General features: G+C 42.0%; 14 protein-coding genes. 3 read left to right on the top strand and 11 right to left on the bottom strand.

What is annotated here, in order from left to right:
- The coding region (locus FHS10_RS24165; RefSeq protein ID WP_259096051.1) for a hypothetical protein at nt 1-192 on the bottom strand (192 nt) is incomplete at its 3' end.
- Between the two features lie 67 nt (nt 193-259).
- Between FHS10_RS24165 and FHS10_RS24160 the strand changes: the two genes are divergently transcribed.
- Nucleotides 260-715 (top strand): GIY-YIG nuclease family protein, encoded by a 456-nt coding sequence (locus tag FHS10_RS24160; RefSeq protein WP_259096049.1) that lies wholly within the window; start codon nt 260-262, stop codon nt 713-715.
- A 433-nt stretch (nt 716-1,148) separates the two neighbouring features.
- Here FHS10_RS24160 and FHS10_RS24155 read toward each other — a convergent pair whose 3' ends face one another.
- On the bottom strand, nt 1,149-2,027 hold the full coding sequence (locus tag FHS10_RS24155) for a YitT family protein (protein WP_259096046.1): 879 nt from the start codon (nt 2,025-2,027) through the stop codon (nt 1,149-1,151).
- A gap of 10 nt (nt 2,028-2,037) precedes the next feature.
- Nucleotides 2,038-2,616 (bottom strand): HD domain-containing protein, encoded by a 579-nt coding sequence (locus FHS10_RS24150; RefSeq protein ID WP_259096044.1) that lies wholly within the window; start codon nt 2,614-2,616, stop codon nt 2,038-2,040.
- Between the two features lie 56 nt (nt 2,617-2,672).
- Here FHS10_RS24150 and FHS10_RS24145 point away from each other — a divergent pair, with 56 nt between their 5' ends.
- Both FHS10_RS24145 and FHS10_RS24140 read left to right on the top strand, forming a co-directional pair.
- Nucleotides 2,673-3,950 carry a dicarboxylate/amino acid:cation symporter gene (locus FHS10_RS24145; RefSeq protein ID WP_259096042.1) on the top strand — a complete coding sequence of 426 codons (1,278 nt, stop codon included), beginning with the start codon at nt 2,673-2,675 and terminating at the stop codon, nt 3,948-3,950.
- A 526-nt stretch (nt 3,951-4,476) separates the two neighbouring features.
- Nucleotides 4,477-5,091 carry a trimeric intracellular cation channel family protein gene (locus FHS10_RS24140; RefSeq protein WP_259096040.1) on the top strand — a complete coding sequence of 205 codons (615 nt, stop codon included), beginning with the start codon at nt 4,477-4,479 and terminating at the stop codon, nt 5,089-5,091.
- 144 nt (nt 5,092-5,235) lie between these two features.
- Here the strand turns inward: FHS10_RS24140 and FHS10_RS24135 are convergent, their stop codons facing one another.
- From FHS10_RS24135 to FHS10_RS24100, 8 genes are all read right to left on the bottom strand, one after another.
- Nucleotides 5,236-7,518, bottom strand: a complete 2,283-nt coding sequence (locus FHS10_RS24135) for a GH92 family glycosyl hydrolase (protein ID WP_259096038.1) — start codon at nt 7,516-7,518, stop codon at nt 5,236-5,238.
- Between the two features lie 103 nt (nt 7,519-7,621).
- Nucleotides 7,622-9,121, bottom strand: coding sequence for a RagB/SusD family nutrient uptake outer membrane protein (locus tag FHS10_RS24130; protein ID WP_259096036.1), 1,500 nt, complete (start codon nt 9,119-9,121; stop codon nt 7,622-7,624).
- Between the two features lie 23 nt (nt 9,122-9,144).
- Nucleotides 9,145-12,513, bottom strand: coding sequence for a TonB-dependent receptor (locus tag FHS10_RS24125; RefSeq protein WP_259096034.1), 3,369 nt, complete (start codon nt 12,511-12,513; stop codon nt 9,145-9,147).
- A gap of 350 nt (nt 12,514-12,863) precedes the next feature.
- Nucleotides 12,864-14,075, bottom strand: coding sequence for a FecR family protein (locus tag FHS10_RS24120; protein WP_259096032.1), 1,212 nt, complete (start codon nt 14,073-14,075; stop codon nt 12,864-12,866).
- A gap of 556 nt (nt 14,076-14,631) precedes the next feature.
- On the bottom strand, nt 14,632-15,261 hold the full coding sequence (locus FHS10_RS24115) for an RNA polymerase sigma factor (protein ID WP_259096030.1): 630 nt from the start codon (nt 15,259-15,261) through the stop codon (nt 14,632-14,634).
- 167 nt (nt 15,262-15,428) lie between these two features.
- A complete protein-coding gene (locus tag FHS10_RS24110; protein WP_259096027.1) occupies nt 15,429-16,031 on the bottom strand; it encodes a TMEM175 family protein in 603 nt (200 codons plus the stop codon).
- 27 nt (nt 16,032-16,058) lie between these two features.
- Nucleotides 16,059-17,273, bottom strand: a complete 1,215-nt coding sequence (locus FHS10_RS24105) for a glycoside hydrolase family 88 protein (RefSeq protein ID WP_259096025.1) — start codon at nt 17,271-17,273, stop codon at nt 16,059-16,061.
- Between the two features lie 97 nt (nt 17,274-17,370).
- A complete protein-coding gene (locus FHS10_RS24100; protein WP_259096023.1) occupies nt 17,371-18,201 on the bottom strand; it encodes an alpha/beta fold hydrolase in 831 nt (276 codons plus the stop codon).
- Between the last annotated feature and the right edge of the window lie 7 nt (nt 18,202-18,208).

Below are 18,208 nucleotides of genomic sequence, written 5' to 3'. Positions count from 1 at the left end.
TAAAAATAACTCTCTCCCACCTGTCATGCTGAGGTACGAAGCATCTATTCGCGAACTTTGCAGAACGGCAGGCATGGCGCAGAATAGATTCTTCAAACGTTCAGAATGACCGTTTTGTAAAAATAACTCTCTCCCACCTGTCATGCTGAGGTACGAAGCATCTATTCGCGAACTTTGCAGAACGGCAGGCATGGCGCAGAATAGATTCTTCAAGCGTTCAGAATGACAGTTTTGTAAAAACAACTCTCTCCCGCCTGTCATGCTGAGGTACGAAGCATCTATTCGCGAACTTTGCATAACGGCAGGCATGGCGCAGAGTAAATTCTTCAGTGCGTTCAGAATGACAGTTTCTTATTTTAAAATCAATTCACATTCTGTACATTTATGGATGCACCAGTATAACTTCTTCACCTATATCCTTACCAATTACAACAAAACCGTATTGTACACAGGTGTTACCAATGATCTTGACAGGCGCTTATATGAACACTTTTTCGGCATTAACCAAACAAATAGCTTTACATCAAAGTACAACTGTTTTTATTTGATCTGGTTCGAAAGGCATCAATATGTTAACGATGCCATTGACCGCGAAAAAGAAATCAAAGGTTGGACAAGAGACAAGAAAAATAAATTAATTGAAGCTGCGAATATAGACTGGAAATTCCTGAATAGTGAAGTTATGGAATGGCCTCCCACTAAAATTCAGGAATAGGTATTTCTTGTACCCTTAATAAAAAACTGTCATTCTGAACGCAGTGAAGAATCTATTTTACGCCATGCTCATTCGCCCTGTAAAGCTTGCGAATAGATGCTTCGTACCTCAGCATGACAGGGTGGTGAAGAGGATTATCATAACTAAAAAACTGTCATTCTGAACGCTTGAAGAATCTATTTTACGCCATGCTCATTCGCCTTGTAAAGCTTGCGAATAGATGCTTCGTACCTCAGCATGACAGGTAGTGAGGAGGATTATCATAACTAAAAAACTGTCATTCTGAACGCTTGAAGAATCTATTTTGCGCCATGCTCATTCGCCCTGTAAAGCTTGCGAATAGATGCTTCGTACCTCAGCATGACAGGGTGGTGGGGATGTCAAAAACTCATTAAATATCTTGCTACCTGACACTAACTACTTGATACTAAAATCAATGCTCCCTTACCCTTTTCTTTAACACCCCGCCGGCGGCTTCTTTGATGCTGTTGGTAAATATGAATGCTTTGGGATCGATCTTGTGCACCAGGTTTTTTAACCTGCGGACCTCGAAACGGGTTATTACCGTAAAGATGATATCAACCGGCTGGTGTACATCGAAGCTTTCCTTTAAAAAGCCACGCTCGCCTTTGTAAATGGTGATGCCACGACCAAGTTCCATCACCAATTTTTCTTTGATGATCTCGCTTTGGCCAGATATGATGTTTACAGCGGTGTATTCTTCCAAACCATCTATCACAAAGCTAATGGTGCGTGACGCGGTGTAATAGGTTAATATGGAATATAACGCTGTTGGTAAACTAATTTTCCAGGCTGCAATTAGGAAAATGATAACGTTTATGGTTAAAATGATCTCGCTGATAGTTAAACTGGTACGTTTAAGTGTGTAAAGCGCCAGGATTTCTATACCATCAAGCGCGCAGCCACCACGAATGGATAACCCTACACCCAAGCCCATGAATACGCCACCGAAGATGGATACCAGCAACTTGTCTGAAGTGATTACCGGGTACGGGACAAAGTGCAAACAGAGTCCCAATGCAACAACGCACGCAAAAGTTTTAAGTGCAAATGCCTTGTTAACCTGGAACATCCCCATGATAATGAAGGGAATATTGGCAATTACGATAACAAAAGCGATGTTTTTATGGTACAGCTCATGAATAAGCAGGGAAATACCTGTTACACCACCATCAAAAAATTTATTTGGTACTAAAAACCCTTTTAGCGCAAAGCCGCAAAATAAGATCCCGATAATTACGGTCACTACATCCTTAAGTATTTCGGGCAGACTATGTTTCGGTTTCGACATTTGTAGTATTCTATTTTAACCTATCAATTATGATTTTCAGGTGCCTTTCCTTTTCGGCCCCCCGCAAAGCGATGGCAGTTTGGGTAAAGTAATGATGGCTTTCCAGGAAGCTCACCTGCTGTTTATCCCACTCGGCCTCCGTTTGCAGGCTGTGGGTTATTTCAAGTTCCGAAAATAACCTTTTACTGAGTATAAAAAAATCATTCCGGCCTAAATAATCCAAATCGGCATCACAAATTATTTCACCCAGCTTATCCTGTGGACTTTGCGGCATTTTAGTAGCCATAATAATATCGCAGATGCGGGCAATTTCCTCATCGGTATAACCAAACGCAGGGAGAAACTCGCTGGCTACCTCGCATGATTTCTTTTCGTGCTCATCTGCTCCTAACAGCAATCCCGAATCATGGAACAGCGCGGCAGTGAGCAGCAAGCAGGTATCCTGGGCGCTTATCCCCTCGCCCAGGGCAATTTGTTTTGCCGCGGTATAAACGTCTTCGGCATGGGTGGCATTATGGTAATGATATTGCGCCGCAAGTTGGGTATTTAATTTATCCAGGATAAATTGCCTGGCCTGTTCAATGTGCATTCGGTATAAAATTGGTTGCTAATATAATAAAATGAGTTATTGTCGATGCATATTGTATGGCATTTGCGCCTGTTATACAGGTAAACGATTATATTAGCTACATGGATAATTGGTTTAAGAACTACAAGGGCATCATTTTTTTAATTGGCGGCATCATCATTGGCAGTATTGCCGGTTTGTTTTTGGGGGATAAGGTGAACGTTATTAAACCCATAGGCGATATTTTCCTAAACCTGCTGTTTACAGCCGTAGTCCCCCTTGTTTTCTTCGCCATATCATCGGCCATTGCCGGGCTGGATGGTTCTAATAAATTGGGCAAATTGTTGGGTGTTACCTCGCTGGTATTTGTGGGCACGGTACTTGTTGCCGCCATGATCACCATTATTGCCATCTGGATTTTCCCTATCCACCAGCACCTGGTGGCCAGCCCCATTACGGAAACTGTAGACAAGAAACCCTTCGGCGACCAGTTGACCAAACTTTTCACCGTAAGTGAGTTTTATGAGCTCCTCTCCCGCAAAAGCATGATGTCGATGATCATATTTTCGGTATTGATTGGTTTTGCAACTTTAAAATCGGGCGAAAAAGGTGCGGGCTTTGCCAAATTCCTGCATAGTGGTAACGAAGTGTTCAAAAATATCTTTATCCTGATTATGGAATTAGGACCAATTGGCCTGGGCGCGTACTTCGCATACCAGGTTGGCGTGTTCGGTCCGCAGTTGTTTGGTGGGTATGCACGTTCGATGGCCTTGTATTACGGTGTTGGCGCTTTTTATTTTGTGGTGATTTTTAGCCTGTATGCTTTTATAGCAGGTGGTGTAACTGCCGTAAAACGGTATTGGAAAAATAACATTATCCCATCGGCAACGGCGGTGGGTACCTGTAGCAGTATAGCCACCATACCCGCTAATTTGGATGCCGCCAAAAAGATGGGCATCTCTGATATGATTGCCAATGTAACCATCCCCCTGGGTGGAACATTGCATAAGGATGGCTCAAGCATTTCGTCTATTGTAAAAATGGCGGTAGTGTTTGCCCTGTTTGGCAAAAGTTTTAACAGCGTTGAAACGGTTATGATTGCCCTGGCCATAACCATACTGGTGAGTTTGGTTGAGGGTGGCATCCCCAATGGTGGTTATATCGGTGAATTGCTATTTATTTCGGCCTACGGTTTCCCGCCAGAGGCCCTCCCTCCTGCCATGATCATCGGCACCCTTGTTGATCCGATGGCCACCCTTTTAAACGCCACCGGCGACACCGTTGCCGCCATGTTAGTGTCCCGTTTTTTTGAGGGCAGGAAATGGATGAGTCAGGTACAGCAGAAAGAAAAATAAAGCCATTTGATTTGTTTATGAAAGATACACTGTTCCACCGAAACGGGTGGAACACATGGAACACACAGAACACCTTTATTACTGATAATCAGCGAGTTAATATTTAAAGAAAATAAAATCAGCGGAACACTTTAGCGACTGAAAATCAACTACTTACAACAATACCAACCAAAATCAATGCTCAATATTGTTAATTACTGACAAGATAGTGTCACCATACTTCGTCGTTAAAAAAGGGGCTTGTCCGTATCTGGGTTTACACTTTATTTTAATCATCCGTTAGATTCACAAGGAAATCTATTTCCAAAAGGGGCACCTACGCGGCCTTGTTTTAACAACTAATTTGGACTATAAACACGGGAGTACACTGGAGTTCTCTTTTGCAGTGTGAAACTCCGTTAAGCATTTAGTGCTTATAGCTTAAATCATTTATCTTTTTGATTCCGCAGGCACCTTACTTTTAAAAGCGATTTCCCCGATTGGATTTACGCTAATCTTTATCTTTGTTTAACAAATACCTATCGCTATGCTCCATATCCTTTACATCATCGCCATAATTGCCGAAGCTATGACCGCCGCGCTATCTGCCGGCAGGCGTGATATGGATTGGGTTGGCGTTTGTATTATAGCCTGGGTTACGGCGCTTGGCGGCGGTACCGTACGTAACATATTGTTTAACCACTACCCCATGAGTTGGGTTGAGCATCCCGAATACCTGCTGATCACCGCCGCCGCCGCCATACTTGCCGCAGTAATAGCCCGTTTCATGAGCAAAATGAAAACCCTGTTCTTATACCTCGATGCGCTCGGTTTAGTGGTATTTACCATCATAGGTTGCCAGGTAGCACAAGCCATAAACCTGCCCACTACCATCATTATGCTCAGCGGTATGATCACCGGCTGCGCGGGCGGTGTATTGCGCGATGTACTTTGTAACGAGGTACCGCTGCTATTCCGCAAAGAGATTTACGCCAGCGCCGCAATTGTAACCGGTGCCGTTTTTCTGGGTTTGGAGCATTTTGGCATTTCGGAGGTTATCTCCATGATCATCGCCTGCATCATCGGCCTTGCTCTACGCTTATTATCCATCCGTTATAACTGGCAAATGCCAAAATTTGTGTATAGGGAAGAGTGGCATTAGACGAATATAAACAATCATGCCGAACCCGTTTCGGCACCCCATAAACTAAGTATACTTCATGCGAGCTACCAGTCCTGTGGGATACCAAAACAAGTTCGGCACGACTTCTATTTCTGTTCCCCCTTCAGGGGGTTAGGGGGTCTCTTATTTCTCGTTCGATAACGAATACGGAACATCGCTATCCTTAATACCTCTTGTTTTGTTAGGTACCGGGGCCATGTTGAAATTAATGGTTGCGCCGTTTTGCAATCCACTGTGGCTAAGCCAGGTAAGATCATAAGGTTTGCCATTAACCGTCATGGTGTTGATGTATTTGTTGGCTTCGCTGTTGTTAGGTGCGTTGATAGCTACGGTTTTGCCGTTCTCCAGTTTAAGGGTGATCTTTTTGAACAATGGTGCTCCTAACACATATTGATCGCTGGCCGGGGTTACCGGGTAAAAGCCCATTGCCGAGAACACATACCAGGCAGATGTTTGGCCATTATCCTCATCGCCGCAGTAACCATCTGGTGTCGCTTTATACAACTTGTTCATCACATCACGAACGTGATATTGGGTTTTCCATGGCTCACCACCATAGTTATACAGGTAAATCATGTGCTGAATAGGCTGATTACCATGCGCGTACTGCCCCATGTTAACAATCTGCATCTCACGAATCTCGTGAATCACCTCACCATAATAGCTATCGTCAAATATTGGCGGCAATGTCCAAACAGAATCCAGCTTGGCTACAAATTTCTTTTTGCCACCCATCAGATTTATTAAACCCTGCATATCGTGGAACACGCCCCAGCTGTAGTGCCAGCTGTTACCCTCGGTAAAGGCATCGCCCCATTTAAACGGACTAAACGGTGTTTCCCATGAACCATCCTTATTTTTACCACGCATTAACCCGGTTGATGGATCAAAAAGGTTTTTATAGTTCAAACTACGTTTTTTGTACAGATCTGTTTCAGAAGCCGGTTTGCCTAAGGCTTTACCCAATTTATAAATGGTAAAATCGTCATAAGCGTACTCTAATGTGCGAGCAGCATTCTCGTTGATCTTCACATCATAAGGCACGTAGCCTAAGGAGTTGTAATACTCCACACCTTCGCGACCTGTAGCGGCCGGGCCTTTATTGTTGGCACCGTGGATCAATGCTTCATATAGCTTTTGGATATCATATCCCCTGCCGCCTTTTAAGTAGGCCTCAGATACAACAGATGCCGAGTTATTACCGATCATTACAGCCGAGTAACCAGGGCTCGACCATTCTGGCAGCCAACCACCTTCTTTATAATCGTTAATTAAGCCTTCCTGCATCTCTTTGTTGATAGATGGATAAACCAGATTCAGGAAAGGATACAAGGCCCTAAACGTATCCCAGAAGCCTGTACCGGCAAATTTATAACCAGGGAATACTTTACCTGTCGATGCGCTGTAATGCACTATATCACCCTTCTCATCTATCTCATACAATTTGTTAGGGAAGAAAACCATGCGGTAAAGGCATGAGTAAAAAGTACGGGTTTGATCAATTGAACCGCCTTCAACAGTTAAGCGGCTCAAAGTTTTGTTCCAAACGTCTTTCGCTTTTTTGCAGGTTACATCAAAGCTGTCGTTACCCTGCTCGCGTTTCAGGTTTAGTTCGGCTTGCTCAATGCTGATGAATGACGATGCTACACGTAAGTGTACTTTTTCGTTATGCTCGGTTTTAAAACCTATCAGCGCGCTTGCATGCTCAGCTTTCAGTTCTAAACCATCGGCCAATGTAGTGTCGCTATAGGTTTGTGCCAGCGTGATCGGCTTATCTACATAAATAACAAAATAATTTTTAAAGTTTTTAAGCGGACCGCGGGCATACTTGGTAGAATAGCCTACTATCTTTTTTTCGCCGGGGATGATCTTTACGTACGATCCTTTATTTAAGGCATCAATAACAATAAATGAACTATCGGTTTTAGGGTAAGTGAATCTGAACTGTGCCGATCTTTCGGTTGGTGTAATTTCGGTAGTTACGTCATGATCTGCCAGGTAAACGCTGTAGTAGTAAGGTTTAGCTGTTTCGGCTTTGTGCGAAAACCAGCTTGCCCTTCCGTTTTGCGATACCTGAGCGTGTTTGGTAACCGGCATTATGGCAAATTGCCCATAGTCATTCATCCAGGGTGATGGCTGATGGGTTTGTTTAAAACCACGGATCTTGTGGGCATCATAAGTATACGCCCATCCATCGCCCATTACACCGGTTTGCGGCGTCCAAAAGTTCATTCCCCATGGCAGGGCAATTGCAGGGTAAGTATTTCCGTTCGATAAATCGTAATGCGAATCGGTCCCCATCAGGGGGGTAATGTAATCAACAGGATCGGTAACCTTATTTACCTGCTGGGCAAATGAACCTGCAGCGGTAAAAAGGGAGGCAATAAGTACCAGGGCTTTCTTCATGCTTTTAAAATGATCTTTTTTGGTAAAACGTTTAACCAGCTGTAAATATAAAAAGACTGGCACGTAAATGCCAGTCTTTTACAATCTTAATAAATAAATATAATTACCAGCCCGTATTTTGGGTTAGTTTACTGTTGGTACTTATTTCGCGCTGCGGAATAGGCCATAAGTAATACTGGGCTTTCATAGTTACATTTTGCTCATTTTTAGTAGTGGTAGCATCACCAAAAGTGTTATTGATCACATCATAGATCTGGTGTGTACGCTGAATATCAAAATAAGCTTTGTTTTCATAAGCTAACTCATGATAACGTTCTTTCCAGATAGCCGCGCGGAACTGATCTTTGGTTAAACCAGCCAAAGGAGCCAGTTTAGCACGTGCCCTGATCTTGTTGATTTGGGTATAAGCATCAGCAGTTGGGCCGCTTACTTCGTTAGTTGCCTCAGCATAAATTAACTGTGCTTCGGGCAAACGTAAAAACGTCCAGTTTTCATCGCACTGGCCATTGCCCAGCGCGCTTTCTACGTGGAAGTATTTGTAAAGCGCGTGCTCGCCAAATTGTAAAATTACGCTTGGGTTACCGTTTTGCGGGTAGCTTGAAAAGTAAAACTGCCTTTCCTGGGTGCGTAAATCGCCGGCTTCGTAGCTTGCTACAAACGCGTTTGTAGGGATCATAGCGCCTAAGTGATCGCCATAAACACCCACCAGCAGGTTAAAAGGAACAGTTAATTGGGTAATAGCGTTTGTAGCTACGCCTACCAGGTAATTTGACTGAAATATTAATTCCTGCTGATTTTTGTGAGGGGTATCATGCAGGTAGTCATATTTATCAAACAAACTGTAGTCACTCAATACAGGTTGCACTTCTGCCGCTGCCAAAGCATAATTAGCGGTTTTTTGCAGCGGATAACCTGCGGTAGTTAAATAAACACTGGCCAGCAACGTACGTACAGCACCTAATGATACCTTACCTGTAGCGTCGGTTTCTGGCAAACCAGATGCTTCCGCAGCTTTTAAATCGCTGATGATTTGATCATATACTGCCGACGTGGCAGCACGTGATGGATAAAGATCAGGGCTGCTGATGGTTACAGGGGTTGTGATCAAAGGCACATCGCCATATAACCTTACCAGGTGGTAGTAAAAGAATGCCCTCAGAAAATATGCTTCGCCTAAAAGTGCTTTTTTATCAGCATCGGCAAAGGGAGTAATTCCCGGAATATTAGCAAGTGCTATATTGGCATTTGAGATAGCGTTATAGCTATTTTGCCATACATCTTCAAAACCGGGGTTAACCGCATCTGTGCGATTATTGATAACGTTATTATTATTAACGCTTTGACCAAGTGACGTAGCGTGACCGGCAAAAAGTTCCATAGTTATAAACGGACTCTCGCCATAGGCATCGCCGTTTTGAAACATATAAAGCTTTTGGTAAATACCAGTAACAAAAGTTCTGGCCTGGCTGGCAGTGGTAAAATAGTTGCTTTTTACAAATTGACTTTTATCTTTTTCGACAAGATCTTTTTTGCAACCACTTACTAATATAGTGAGAACCAGTAACGAATAACCGATCCTGTATTTTTTTAAATTAAACTTCATGTTGATATGTTTTAACGTTTAAATTAGAAACTGGCATTTAACCCAAATAAGAAAGTTCTTGGTTTTGGATAATCATAAAACTGAATGCCCTGTGTGAAGTTACTGGTGTTATTTTGACCTTGAGTACCTTGTGTAATAGCGGTATTGTTGTTGTAGGTAGAAACCTCAGGATCGTATCCGGTATATTTTGTAATTACAAACAGGTTTTGCGCTTGAAGGTAAATTCTTAACCTGCTCAATTTTATTTTTTTCGTAATTGATTCAGGGAAAGTATACCCAAGTGTTACAGCACGGCCACGTATAAAGCTGCCGCTTTCAACCTTTGTTGAATATATTTCTGTTTGATAATATACGTAAGCAGGTCTATCTTCTGCTATACTGGTGTTTTGATTAGTTGGTGTCCACGCGTTTAACACAGTAGCATAGCTATTTGCCTGACCAGTACGATCCTGACCTGAGTGGCGGGTTAAGTTCATGATTTGGTTACCGTAGTTAAACTGCAAATCAACACCTAAATCAATCGCTTTATATTTAAAAGTGTTACTAAACGTACCATAACCATCTGGTAATGATTTACCTAACACAACTTTATCAGCCGATGTAATTTTACCATCGCCATTAGTATCCTGTATTTTTAAATCGCCCGGCAATTTACCAAATGCGGCTGCCTGTGTAGCTTCGGCTGTACCCCATGTGCCTAACACCTTGTAACCATAAAAGCTGCCTGCAGGTAAACCTACGCGCATCAGGTTAAATTGCGAAAGAAAAGTTGGAGACAAGAAGATATCATCATTAGATGCACCTAACTGTAAAACTTTATTTTTAAGGAACGAGATATTGAACGAAGAGTTCCAGGTAAAGTTATTTGTTTTTACGTTGATGGTATTAATGGTTAACTCAATACCTTTGTTTTGCAACCTGCCAATGTTTTTATAAACGCTGTTAAAACCACTGGTTTCTGGCAACGGAGCATTAAGTAACAACTCCTTGGTTTTTTTAAGGTAAGCATCAGCATCAACAGTAATGCGGTTATTGAATAAACCAAATGATACGCCAAGATCATACTCAGCTGTTTTTTCCCATGATAAATCTTCGTTACCAATAGTTGCTTGCTGCGTGCCAATGGCCTGCGCGCCGTTAAATACATAATTAACAGTATTTATTTGCGCCAATGACTGGTATGAGCCAATTTCGGAGTTACCGGTTAAGCCGTAGCTTAATCTGAATTTTAAATCAGACAGGGTTTTGTTATTTTTTAAGAAATCTTCCTGTGAAGCTCTCCAGGCTATGGCCGCAGATGGAAAAAATCCATTTTTAACGTTTGTACCAAAACGGGAAGAACCGTCTCTCCTGCCAGTTACAGTTAATAAATATTTGTCATCATAAGCATAGTTTATACGACCAAATATCGACTCGAACTGGTAAGCAAGATAATTAGATTTTGGGATGCCCGGAATTGAACCGGCGCCTAAGTTGTAATACTGATAGTAGTTATCTGACAGGTTACTGGTTGACGCGTACACACCGGTTTGTTGGAAACCTGTTTTTTCGTAACCGGCAACAACATTTAATGAATGTACTTTATTAAATGTTTTGTTGTACGTTGCATAGTTATCCCACTGCCAGTAAGTATTGTTAGCTTCATCTATTGATGCCGAGCTGTAGGTTTGGCTTGCGGACGCACCGCCAACCAAACCACTCTGGAAATGTGGGTTGTAATTGGCTGATGTTGTTACACCAAGTACACTACGAAAATCAAGACCAGGTAAAATATTAATGTTGGCGTAACCGTTACCACTAAAAACGCGGGTTTTATATAAAGATTCTATTTCGTTTGCTTGCGCAACAGGGTTATCACCACCCTCTAAGTTAGGGTAATCTGTACGTTTTCCGTAAGTACCATCAGGGTATTTGATTGGAATGAACGGAACCATTTCAATTAACATACGCGGAATGTTATTACCTCCGGTACCATCATCTGCTGTACGTTTATCCTGGTTGTTATAGTTTAAAGTGGCACCAACTTTTAACCATGGTTTAATTTGATTATCAAAAGTTAAACGTACATTATAACGTTTCAGGTAGCTGTTTAAAATAATACCTTCATCATCAGAATAATTCAAAAACAAACCGTAATTAATGTTATCAGAACCGCCGGTAAATGCAAGGTTATGGTTTTGACTAACAGATGTACGGGTGGTTGCTTTTTGCCAATCTACATCGTAAAGCGGGTTCAGGTTTTGGTCGAACAATTTACCAATAAGGGCAGTACGTTGTAATTTTGGATCTCTTGTAGCGTAGTTACCTGCTGCCCATCCTGTAGGGTCATATTTTTTAATATTGGCGTAGGAAATATCTTCAACCTCCATAAACTCTTTTGAGTTTAATACTGGCAGTTCTTTAGCCATGTGATTGATAGCAACATATGAATCGTAGCTAACAGTACCGCCTTTTTTACCCCTTTTGGTAGTTACCAAAATTACACCGTTTGCACCACGTGTACCGTAAATAGCAGTTGATGATGCATCTTTCAAAACGTCTATTGTTTCAATATCATTTGGATTAATAGAGTTACCGCCTTCTGTCCAAACAACACCATCAACCACATAAAGCGGATCTGTATTGGTGTTGATAGAGCTATAGCCACGTATACGTATTTTAGTAGCACCGCCTGGTGCACCAGAGTTTGTTGATACGTTAACACCAGCAATTTTACCAGATAACTCCTGCTCAAGATTGGTTTGAGGCCTGTCTTGAAGTTGTTTACCGCTAACGCTACCAACAGAACCCGTTAAATCAACACGTTTAGATGTACCGTAGCCAATTACAACTACTTCGCTCAAGGCTTTTGGATTTTCAACAAGAGTAACATCCAAAGTGGTTCTGCCACCAACGGCAACCTCTTGAGTAGTGTAACCAATAAAGCTAAATACCAATGTCCCTTTTTCTGGTACGTTTAAAGTATATTTACCGGTAGCATCGGTTTGTGTACCTACATCTGATCCTTTGATCCTAACACTTACGCCAGGCAACGGGCCTTTAGCATCAGATACCGTACCAGATACTTTAATATTCGCCATGGTCACAGTTGCTGCTTCGTCCTTCTTTTTAACTACAATAGTTTCCTGGAAAATTTTATAGGTTAAAGGCTGATCTTTAAACGCCTGGTCAAGTGCTTGTTCAAGCGATACACCTGCTACTTCGATATTAATAGCCGAGGCTTTAGATACATCCTGCTTGTCATACATAAAATGATAGCCGGTTTGTTTTTCGATAGAACGAAGCACTTTTTCGACACTGGCATTCTTTTGGTGCAAGGTTACAACCTGGCTGTAGGTTTTGGCGTATACGTTGGTGAGTGCCAAAACCATAACAATAACTGTTAGCTTCATAGCTAAAATTATTTTGGATAATTGGGGCCATGCCAAAGGCACGGCCTTAGAATTAAAATTCATAAGTTTGTAGAGTTTGGGTTAAACATTTACTTTCAATTCGTCGATTGTATTTTTTTGGGGCCCAGATACTTGGCCGGGAAAGTACTGCGAATACTTCCCGGTTTTTTTATGTACTGATGTCCGGTTAAAAAATGCGTGTTAAAACACTTGATAAACCGTTTTACCAGATGAGTCCCTCCCTGAGCTAACTTATCTTTTGTACTTTTTCCATCATAGCGTTTTTTAGGTTAATAATTAATTACTTGGTTGTTTTTATGTATAGGTATTGAAATACTTGGTTGTGTATTTTATGGTATTACCGTTATGTGCTTATCTTCTATTTTAAAGTTAACGCCCATGTATTTAAGCATCCCCATCAATTCAGATGCTTTTACATTGCGAGATATGCGGCCGGTAAACTCCTTTACCGGAATTTTACCCTCAAAACTCACCTGCACATCGTACCAACGGGCGGCTTGCCTCATAATGGTTTCTATGCCTGCATCTCTAAACTGAAAAATACCATCTTTCCAGGCTACAGCGTCTTCGGCATCCGGATCATCATTAACTGCAATGCGGCCGCTTTGTTTGAGCAATGCGCGCTGCCCCGGCTTCAAAATATTGGAATTATCTTTATTACTGATCTTAACAGATCCTTCTAACAGCGTAGTTTTCATTTCACTCTCATCATTATAGGCCATTACATTAAAGTGTGTACCTAAAACTTCAACTACGGTGTTATTAACTTTTACCCTGAAAGGCATTTTGGCGTTTTTGGCAACCTCAAAATAGGCCTCGCCGGTAATTTCAACTTCACGGGTTTTACCCCTAAATACAGCGGGAAAACTCAATGACGAAGCTGAATTTAACCAAACCCTACTGCCATCATTAAGCACCAATTGATATTGGCCGCCCCTGGGGGTTGCTACAGTATTCATTGCAGCAGTATTATCGCCGGTTTCGCCATCGGCATTGTATATCAATTGGCCATCTTTGGTTTTATTGATATGTGCAGATCCTTGTTTGGCCAAAAGACCATTTTTGGCGCTATCGAGTGTTATTGTTTTTCCATTGGCAAGTGTCAATACTGCTTTATTCCCGCCAGGCAGCACATCATGCGCCGGCTGAGCTTTTGCAATAGTTTTTTTATTGACGGCTTTTTTATTATTCTGATTACTTAGCAATACATAAGCGCCAAACCCAACAAAAACCATCAATGTAGCGGCAACTCCTAATTTTAACCAGGTTTGGTTATGATTGGGAGGACGAATCTGATGATCATTATCCGGGTGCGATTTACTTTGCAAAATGCTGTTAAGCATATCCATGCTTTTGGTGGCATCAAAAAGTGGTTCGTTTACCTGTAAACTATTCCAGGCCTCCTGAATAAGGGCTGCAAGCTCTGCATCACTCGCCGATGAATTAATAATTTCAAATAATTCATCCTGCTCCTGCTGTGTAGCAGTTTGATGGTAATAACTATTAAACAGGTAGTTAAGCCTTGCATTAAATGCACTCATACAGGTAAATGTTGGTTCATAATAATTGGTAAATGCAGAGTTTAAGGAAACTCAACTACAAGACAAAAAAACCATTAAAAAAGGGGGTATCAGTTTTAAAAAAAATAAAAAAAGTATTTTTGAGGGTTTATTTACACCATGTCATTGCGAGGAGTAAAAGCCGGTGGCCTCTGAAGGTGGGGATGACGCAGATCGCATGGCGGCGAAGACTCACCCGCCAGCGCTACGCGCGGCACCCTCTCTTCGGCTTCGCCGGAAAGAGGGGTTTGATTTTTTTTTGAATTTATATTGCTTGTAATCAATTTATTAACTATTAAAACCCCTCTTTCCACCAGGGTGAAGAGAGGGTGGCGGGCGTAGCCTCGCCGGGTGAGTCTTAGCCAGCGTTTAAAGCCGATGTTTGTGTAAAGTACAATACGTCATGGGTAGGTACGAAGCAATCGCGAACTATTATAATTCGCTCTGTAGTACATGAGATTGCTTCGTACCTTATAATGACATGGATGGAATATTCGGCAAATAAAATTGAAAAACAGGATAAATGGCTTCTTTCCCCTTATCTCTTGAAATAAAAAATGGCCGCCAAAACCACCGTAAACCCATCCAGGTGGGTACGTACATAATCGGTGATATTAATAGTAGCAATCTGCAGGTATTTTTTTACCGTTTCGCGCGAAAGTTTTAATTGTTCGGCTATTTCGGCATATTTAAGGCGGTTATGCCTGCTTAACAAGTACACTTTTTGTTGTTGGGGTGGCAAATGATCTATGGCTTCATCAAGCAAATTGTAGTACATACCGTTATCTTGTTCCATATTTAAAACGCCCATACCCGCCTCTTCCAGTTTTTTGATCTTCACACGTTCTTTCGCTATTTTTTTGAGGCAATTGAGCGCGTGGTTTTTGGAAATCACAAAAAGATATGCTTTAAAGTCTTCTACGTTTTGCAGCGATTCGCGCGTCATCCATATTTTTACAAAAACATCCTGCACTACCTCTTCTGCAAGCTCGGCAGAATTGGTGATACGATAAATATGGACACCCAATTGTTGGTGATGCGCAACAAACAACCGGCGAAAGGCATGCTCATCGCCGCTGGCTACACTCAGCAGTAATTCTTTTTCATGATGAGTTTGAGTTGCTTTGGTAAGCAATCCTTGCTCATGATCATAAGCAATATCCAACATAGATAAATGTATAGTAGTGGCAAATAATGGTTAATTAAAATGCAGGCGAATTTTCACTTAGGTTAAAACACTACTATAACAGCAAAGTTGCAAAATAGTTTATACTTTGCATGCATCTAAATGCATTTAGAGGATATTATTTTCACAATATATTTTAATACAACACTTTAAACATGGTGCTCATTATCCTGGTGGTTAAGTTTTCGCTCAATCCTTTTATCGGGAATAAACCATATAATGGCCACTACAATGTATAAAGCAAAGCCGGCAATAGGTACATAACAGGTGAGAGAAATTGCCACAAGATAAATCAACAAGGATACTTTTCCCTTCCAATCGGCACCAATTGCTTGCGCTAAAACCGAATTTTCGCCATGAATATTTACCAGTATCCTGGCTAAAATTGTATAAGCTATGGCGTTCATAGCCAGCACAACTCCGTAACAAAAGCTTGGCCATTTTGAGAAATGATTTTCGCCCATCCAGCCGGTTACAAACGGAATAAGCGAAAGCCAGAAAAGCAAATGCAGGTTGGCCCACAAAACAGCCCCGTTTACCGACCGTACAGCCTGCATCATATGATGGTGGTTATTCCAATATATACCCACGTAAATGAAGCTTAAAACATAGCTGATAAATACAGGTACCATTGGTTTTAACGATTCGATGCTATCACCATGCGGCACCTTCATTTCTAATACCATAATGGTGATGATGATAGCTATTACACCATCGCTAAATGCCTCTAACCTGCCTTTTCCTAATGCCATTGTATGATCTATACCGCTAAAAATAACTTATTTTTTTGTGCCGAACGACTGGTAGCGCTTCATGGCTTCAATAAAATAGTAATCGGCATAAGTTAACGGCACATCAATCTCTGTACCGGCAGGGAAGTGCCCAACGCTGTGCTGTAAAATGAAACCACCATTGGTACCGGCGGCAGCCATATAAGGTGGGGCCGAAAGGGTTTTTAAAATAGTTTGTGCCACATCAAAATACTCCTGCCCTTTTTTAGCATCGCTATACGTGCAAAGCTCCAATAAGGCCGAAGCCATTACCGAAGCTGCCGAGGCATCCCTCAGTGCATTGGGAATATTACTCGCGTTATAATCCCAGTAAGGTATTTTATCTGCAGGTAGGTTGGGATTGGTTAAAATGAAATGGGCTATATTTTGTGCCTGATCAAGGTATTTTTTATCGTGCGTTTCACGGTACATCACGGTATAGCCATACAATCCCCATGATTGCCCCCTTGCCCATGCTGATTCATTCGCGAAGCCCTGCGCGGTTTTCTTCTCTTTTACAGCTCCGGTTTGCGCGTCATAATTGATCACGTGGTAAGAACTATAATCGGGCCTGAAATGGTTTTTCATGGTGGTATTGGCGTGGGTGACCGCTATTTTATAATAGCTGCTATCGCCGGTTTCGTGGGTAGCCCAAAACAGTAATTCAAGGTTCATCATGTTATCGATGATCACCAGGTAATCGCCCGGCTTGGAATCCCATGATTTAATACAACCTACCGCAGGATTAAACCTGGTAGATAAAGACTTAGCGCTATTAATCAGTATCTGCTTATACTCCGGCTTTGGCTCAATTTTATTGGCGTTGCCAAAGCTGCAATACATCATAAAACCAAGATCATGTGTATGGGTATTGAATTGCTCTTTGGCCAGCACGCCCATCATCCGGTTAGCTTCGGTCAATAATTGCTCATCTTTTGTTTGCTGATATAGGTACAATAAGCTGCCCGGGTAAAACCCGCTGCACCACCAGCCAGAGTTACTGTTTTCCTGCTTATCCTTATCCGGGTGATACGTTTTAGGAAACTCCTCCGGTCCTATTTTGGTGGCCAGTACTTTATACTGCGCATTGGCATTGGCAAAGTTTTTTGTGATGGTGGCTAAAAGCTCCTTTTGAGGCTTAAAAGTGGTTTGAGCGTTACAAAAAAGGGCAATAGCACTCAAACAAGCGGTAAACCCCAGCGATGACAGTATTTTGAATTTCATAGGTTATAAATTTGGCCGGTGCTAAAGTTGCAAAATTTGATTTGCATTTGCCAAAAATAAAAGCAGGCTGACTTATAAACGTGCCCCTATTTATACCCTACCGCAAAAAATCAAGTACAATCCTTTCCATCAATTCGGGCTGCCGGTAAAAAATAATGTGATCTGCGTTGGGGATAACGGCCAGTTGCGCATGCGGCAATAGCTTATAGACACGTACAAAACTCTCTATAGGATTATATTGATCCCTATCGCCGGCAGTTACCAATACATGGCAGGCAATACTTTTTATCTCTTCGTCGCTAAAAGCTACCTGGTTAACCCATGCATGTTTCAATAACTCCACAAACTCGGCCCAGCGTTGCGGTTCGGGCATTAGTTTCTTCCTGTCGGCTACAAATCCGGGGGCATCTTTTTCGAGTGAGCTGCCACTCAGTAGTTTAAGCTGCTCCATTTCGCCGGGGCGATAGCTTGCAGCCGAAACATTGCCACCGGCAAATACCATTTTCCTGATCAAACCGGGGTGATGAATAGCCAGATCCATTGCCTGCACCGCGCCATCACTAAAACCTAAAAGCAAAATGCTATCCTTTGTTACATGGCGGATAACCGTATAGGCATCTTCGGCCATCATGTGATAGGTGTAAGGTGTGTGCCCTATTTCAGATTTGGCATGCCCCCTGGTACCAATGGCTATCACCTCATAGTATTGGCTTAAGGCAGGTATAAGCTTTTCATACTCAGAGATATCGCCATAAAGTCCGCCATGCAGTAATACCAATGGTTTGCCGCTGCCATAAACTTCGTAGTAAATATTTGTACCGTCGCTCATTTTGAGGTAGTTACCGGCAGCAGGGTTATTACCATACGCAATAGTTTGGGCAATTGCCGGCGACGCGAACATCAACAGTATAAATAACAGCTTTCTCATACAACTA

This window comes from Mucilaginibacter dorajii, assembly GCF_024808255.1.
GTDB classification, from domain to species: Bacteria; Bacteroidota; Bacteroidia; order Sphingobacteriales; family Sphingobacteriaceae; genus Mucilaginibacter; species Mucilaginibacter dorajii.
The sequence above is the reverse complement of the archived record's forward strand: the minus strand, read 5'-3'. Positions and strand labels throughout refer to the sequence as shown.

What these genes read in the sequence shown, in the direction of transcription:
- FHS10_RS24135 (WP_259096038.1), bottom strand. Translation starts at nt 7,518, where the DNA reads ATGAAGAAAGCCCTGGTACTTATTGCCTCCCTTTTTACCGCTGCAGGT.
- FHS10_RS24140 (WP_259096040.1), top strand. Translation starts at nt 4,477, where the DNA reads ATGCTCCATATCCTTTACATCATCGCCATAATTGCCGAAGCTATGACC.
- FHS10_RS24100 (WP_259096023.1), bottom strand. Translation starts at nt 18,201, where the DNA reads ATGAGAAAGCTGTTATTTATACTGTTGATGTTCGCGTCGCCGGCAATT.
- FHS10_RS24160 (WP_259096049.1), top strand. Translation starts at nt 260, where the DNA reads ATGCTGAGGTACGAAGCATCTATTCGCGAACTTTGCATAACGGCAGGC.
- FHS10_RS24110 (WP_259096027.1), bottom strand. Translation starts at nt 16,031, where the DNA reads ATGGCATTAGGAAAAGGCAGGTTAGAGGCATTTAGCGATGGTGTAATA.
- FHS10_RS24155 (WP_259096046.1), bottom strand. Translation starts at nt 2,027, where the DNA reads ATGTCGAAACCGAAACATAGTCTGCCCGAAATACTTAAGGATGTAGTG.
- FHS10_RS24145 (WP_259096042.1), top strand. Translation starts at nt 2,673, where the DNA reads ATGGCATTTGCGCCTGTTATACAGGTAAACGATTATATTAGCTACATG.
- FHS10_RS24105 (WP_259096025.1), bottom strand. Translation starts at nt 17,273, where the DNA reads ATGAAATTCAAAATACTGTCATCGCTGGGGTTTACCGCTTGTTTGAGT.
- FHS10_RS24120 (WP_259096032.1), bottom strand. Translation starts at nt 14,075, where the DNA reads ATGAGTGCATTTAATGCAAGGCTTAACTACCTGTTTAATAGTTATTAC.
- FHS10_RS24125 (WP_259096034.1), bottom strand. Translation starts at nt 12,513, where the DNA reads ATGAAGCTAACAGTTATTGTTATGGTTTTGGCACTCACCAACGTATAC.
- FHS10_RS24130 (WP_259096036.1), bottom strand. Translation starts at nt 9,121, where the DNA reads ATGAAGTTTAATTTAAAAAAATACAGGATCGGTTATTCGTTACTGGTT.
- FHS10_RS24115 (WP_259096030.1), bottom strand. Translation starts at nt 15,261, where the DNA reads ATGTTGGATATTGCTTATGATCATGAGCAAGGATTGCTTACCAAAGCA.
- FHS10_RS24150 (WP_259096044.1), bottom strand. Translation starts at nt 2,616, where the DNA reads ATGCACATTGAACAGGCCAGGCAATTTATCCTGGATAAATTAAATACC.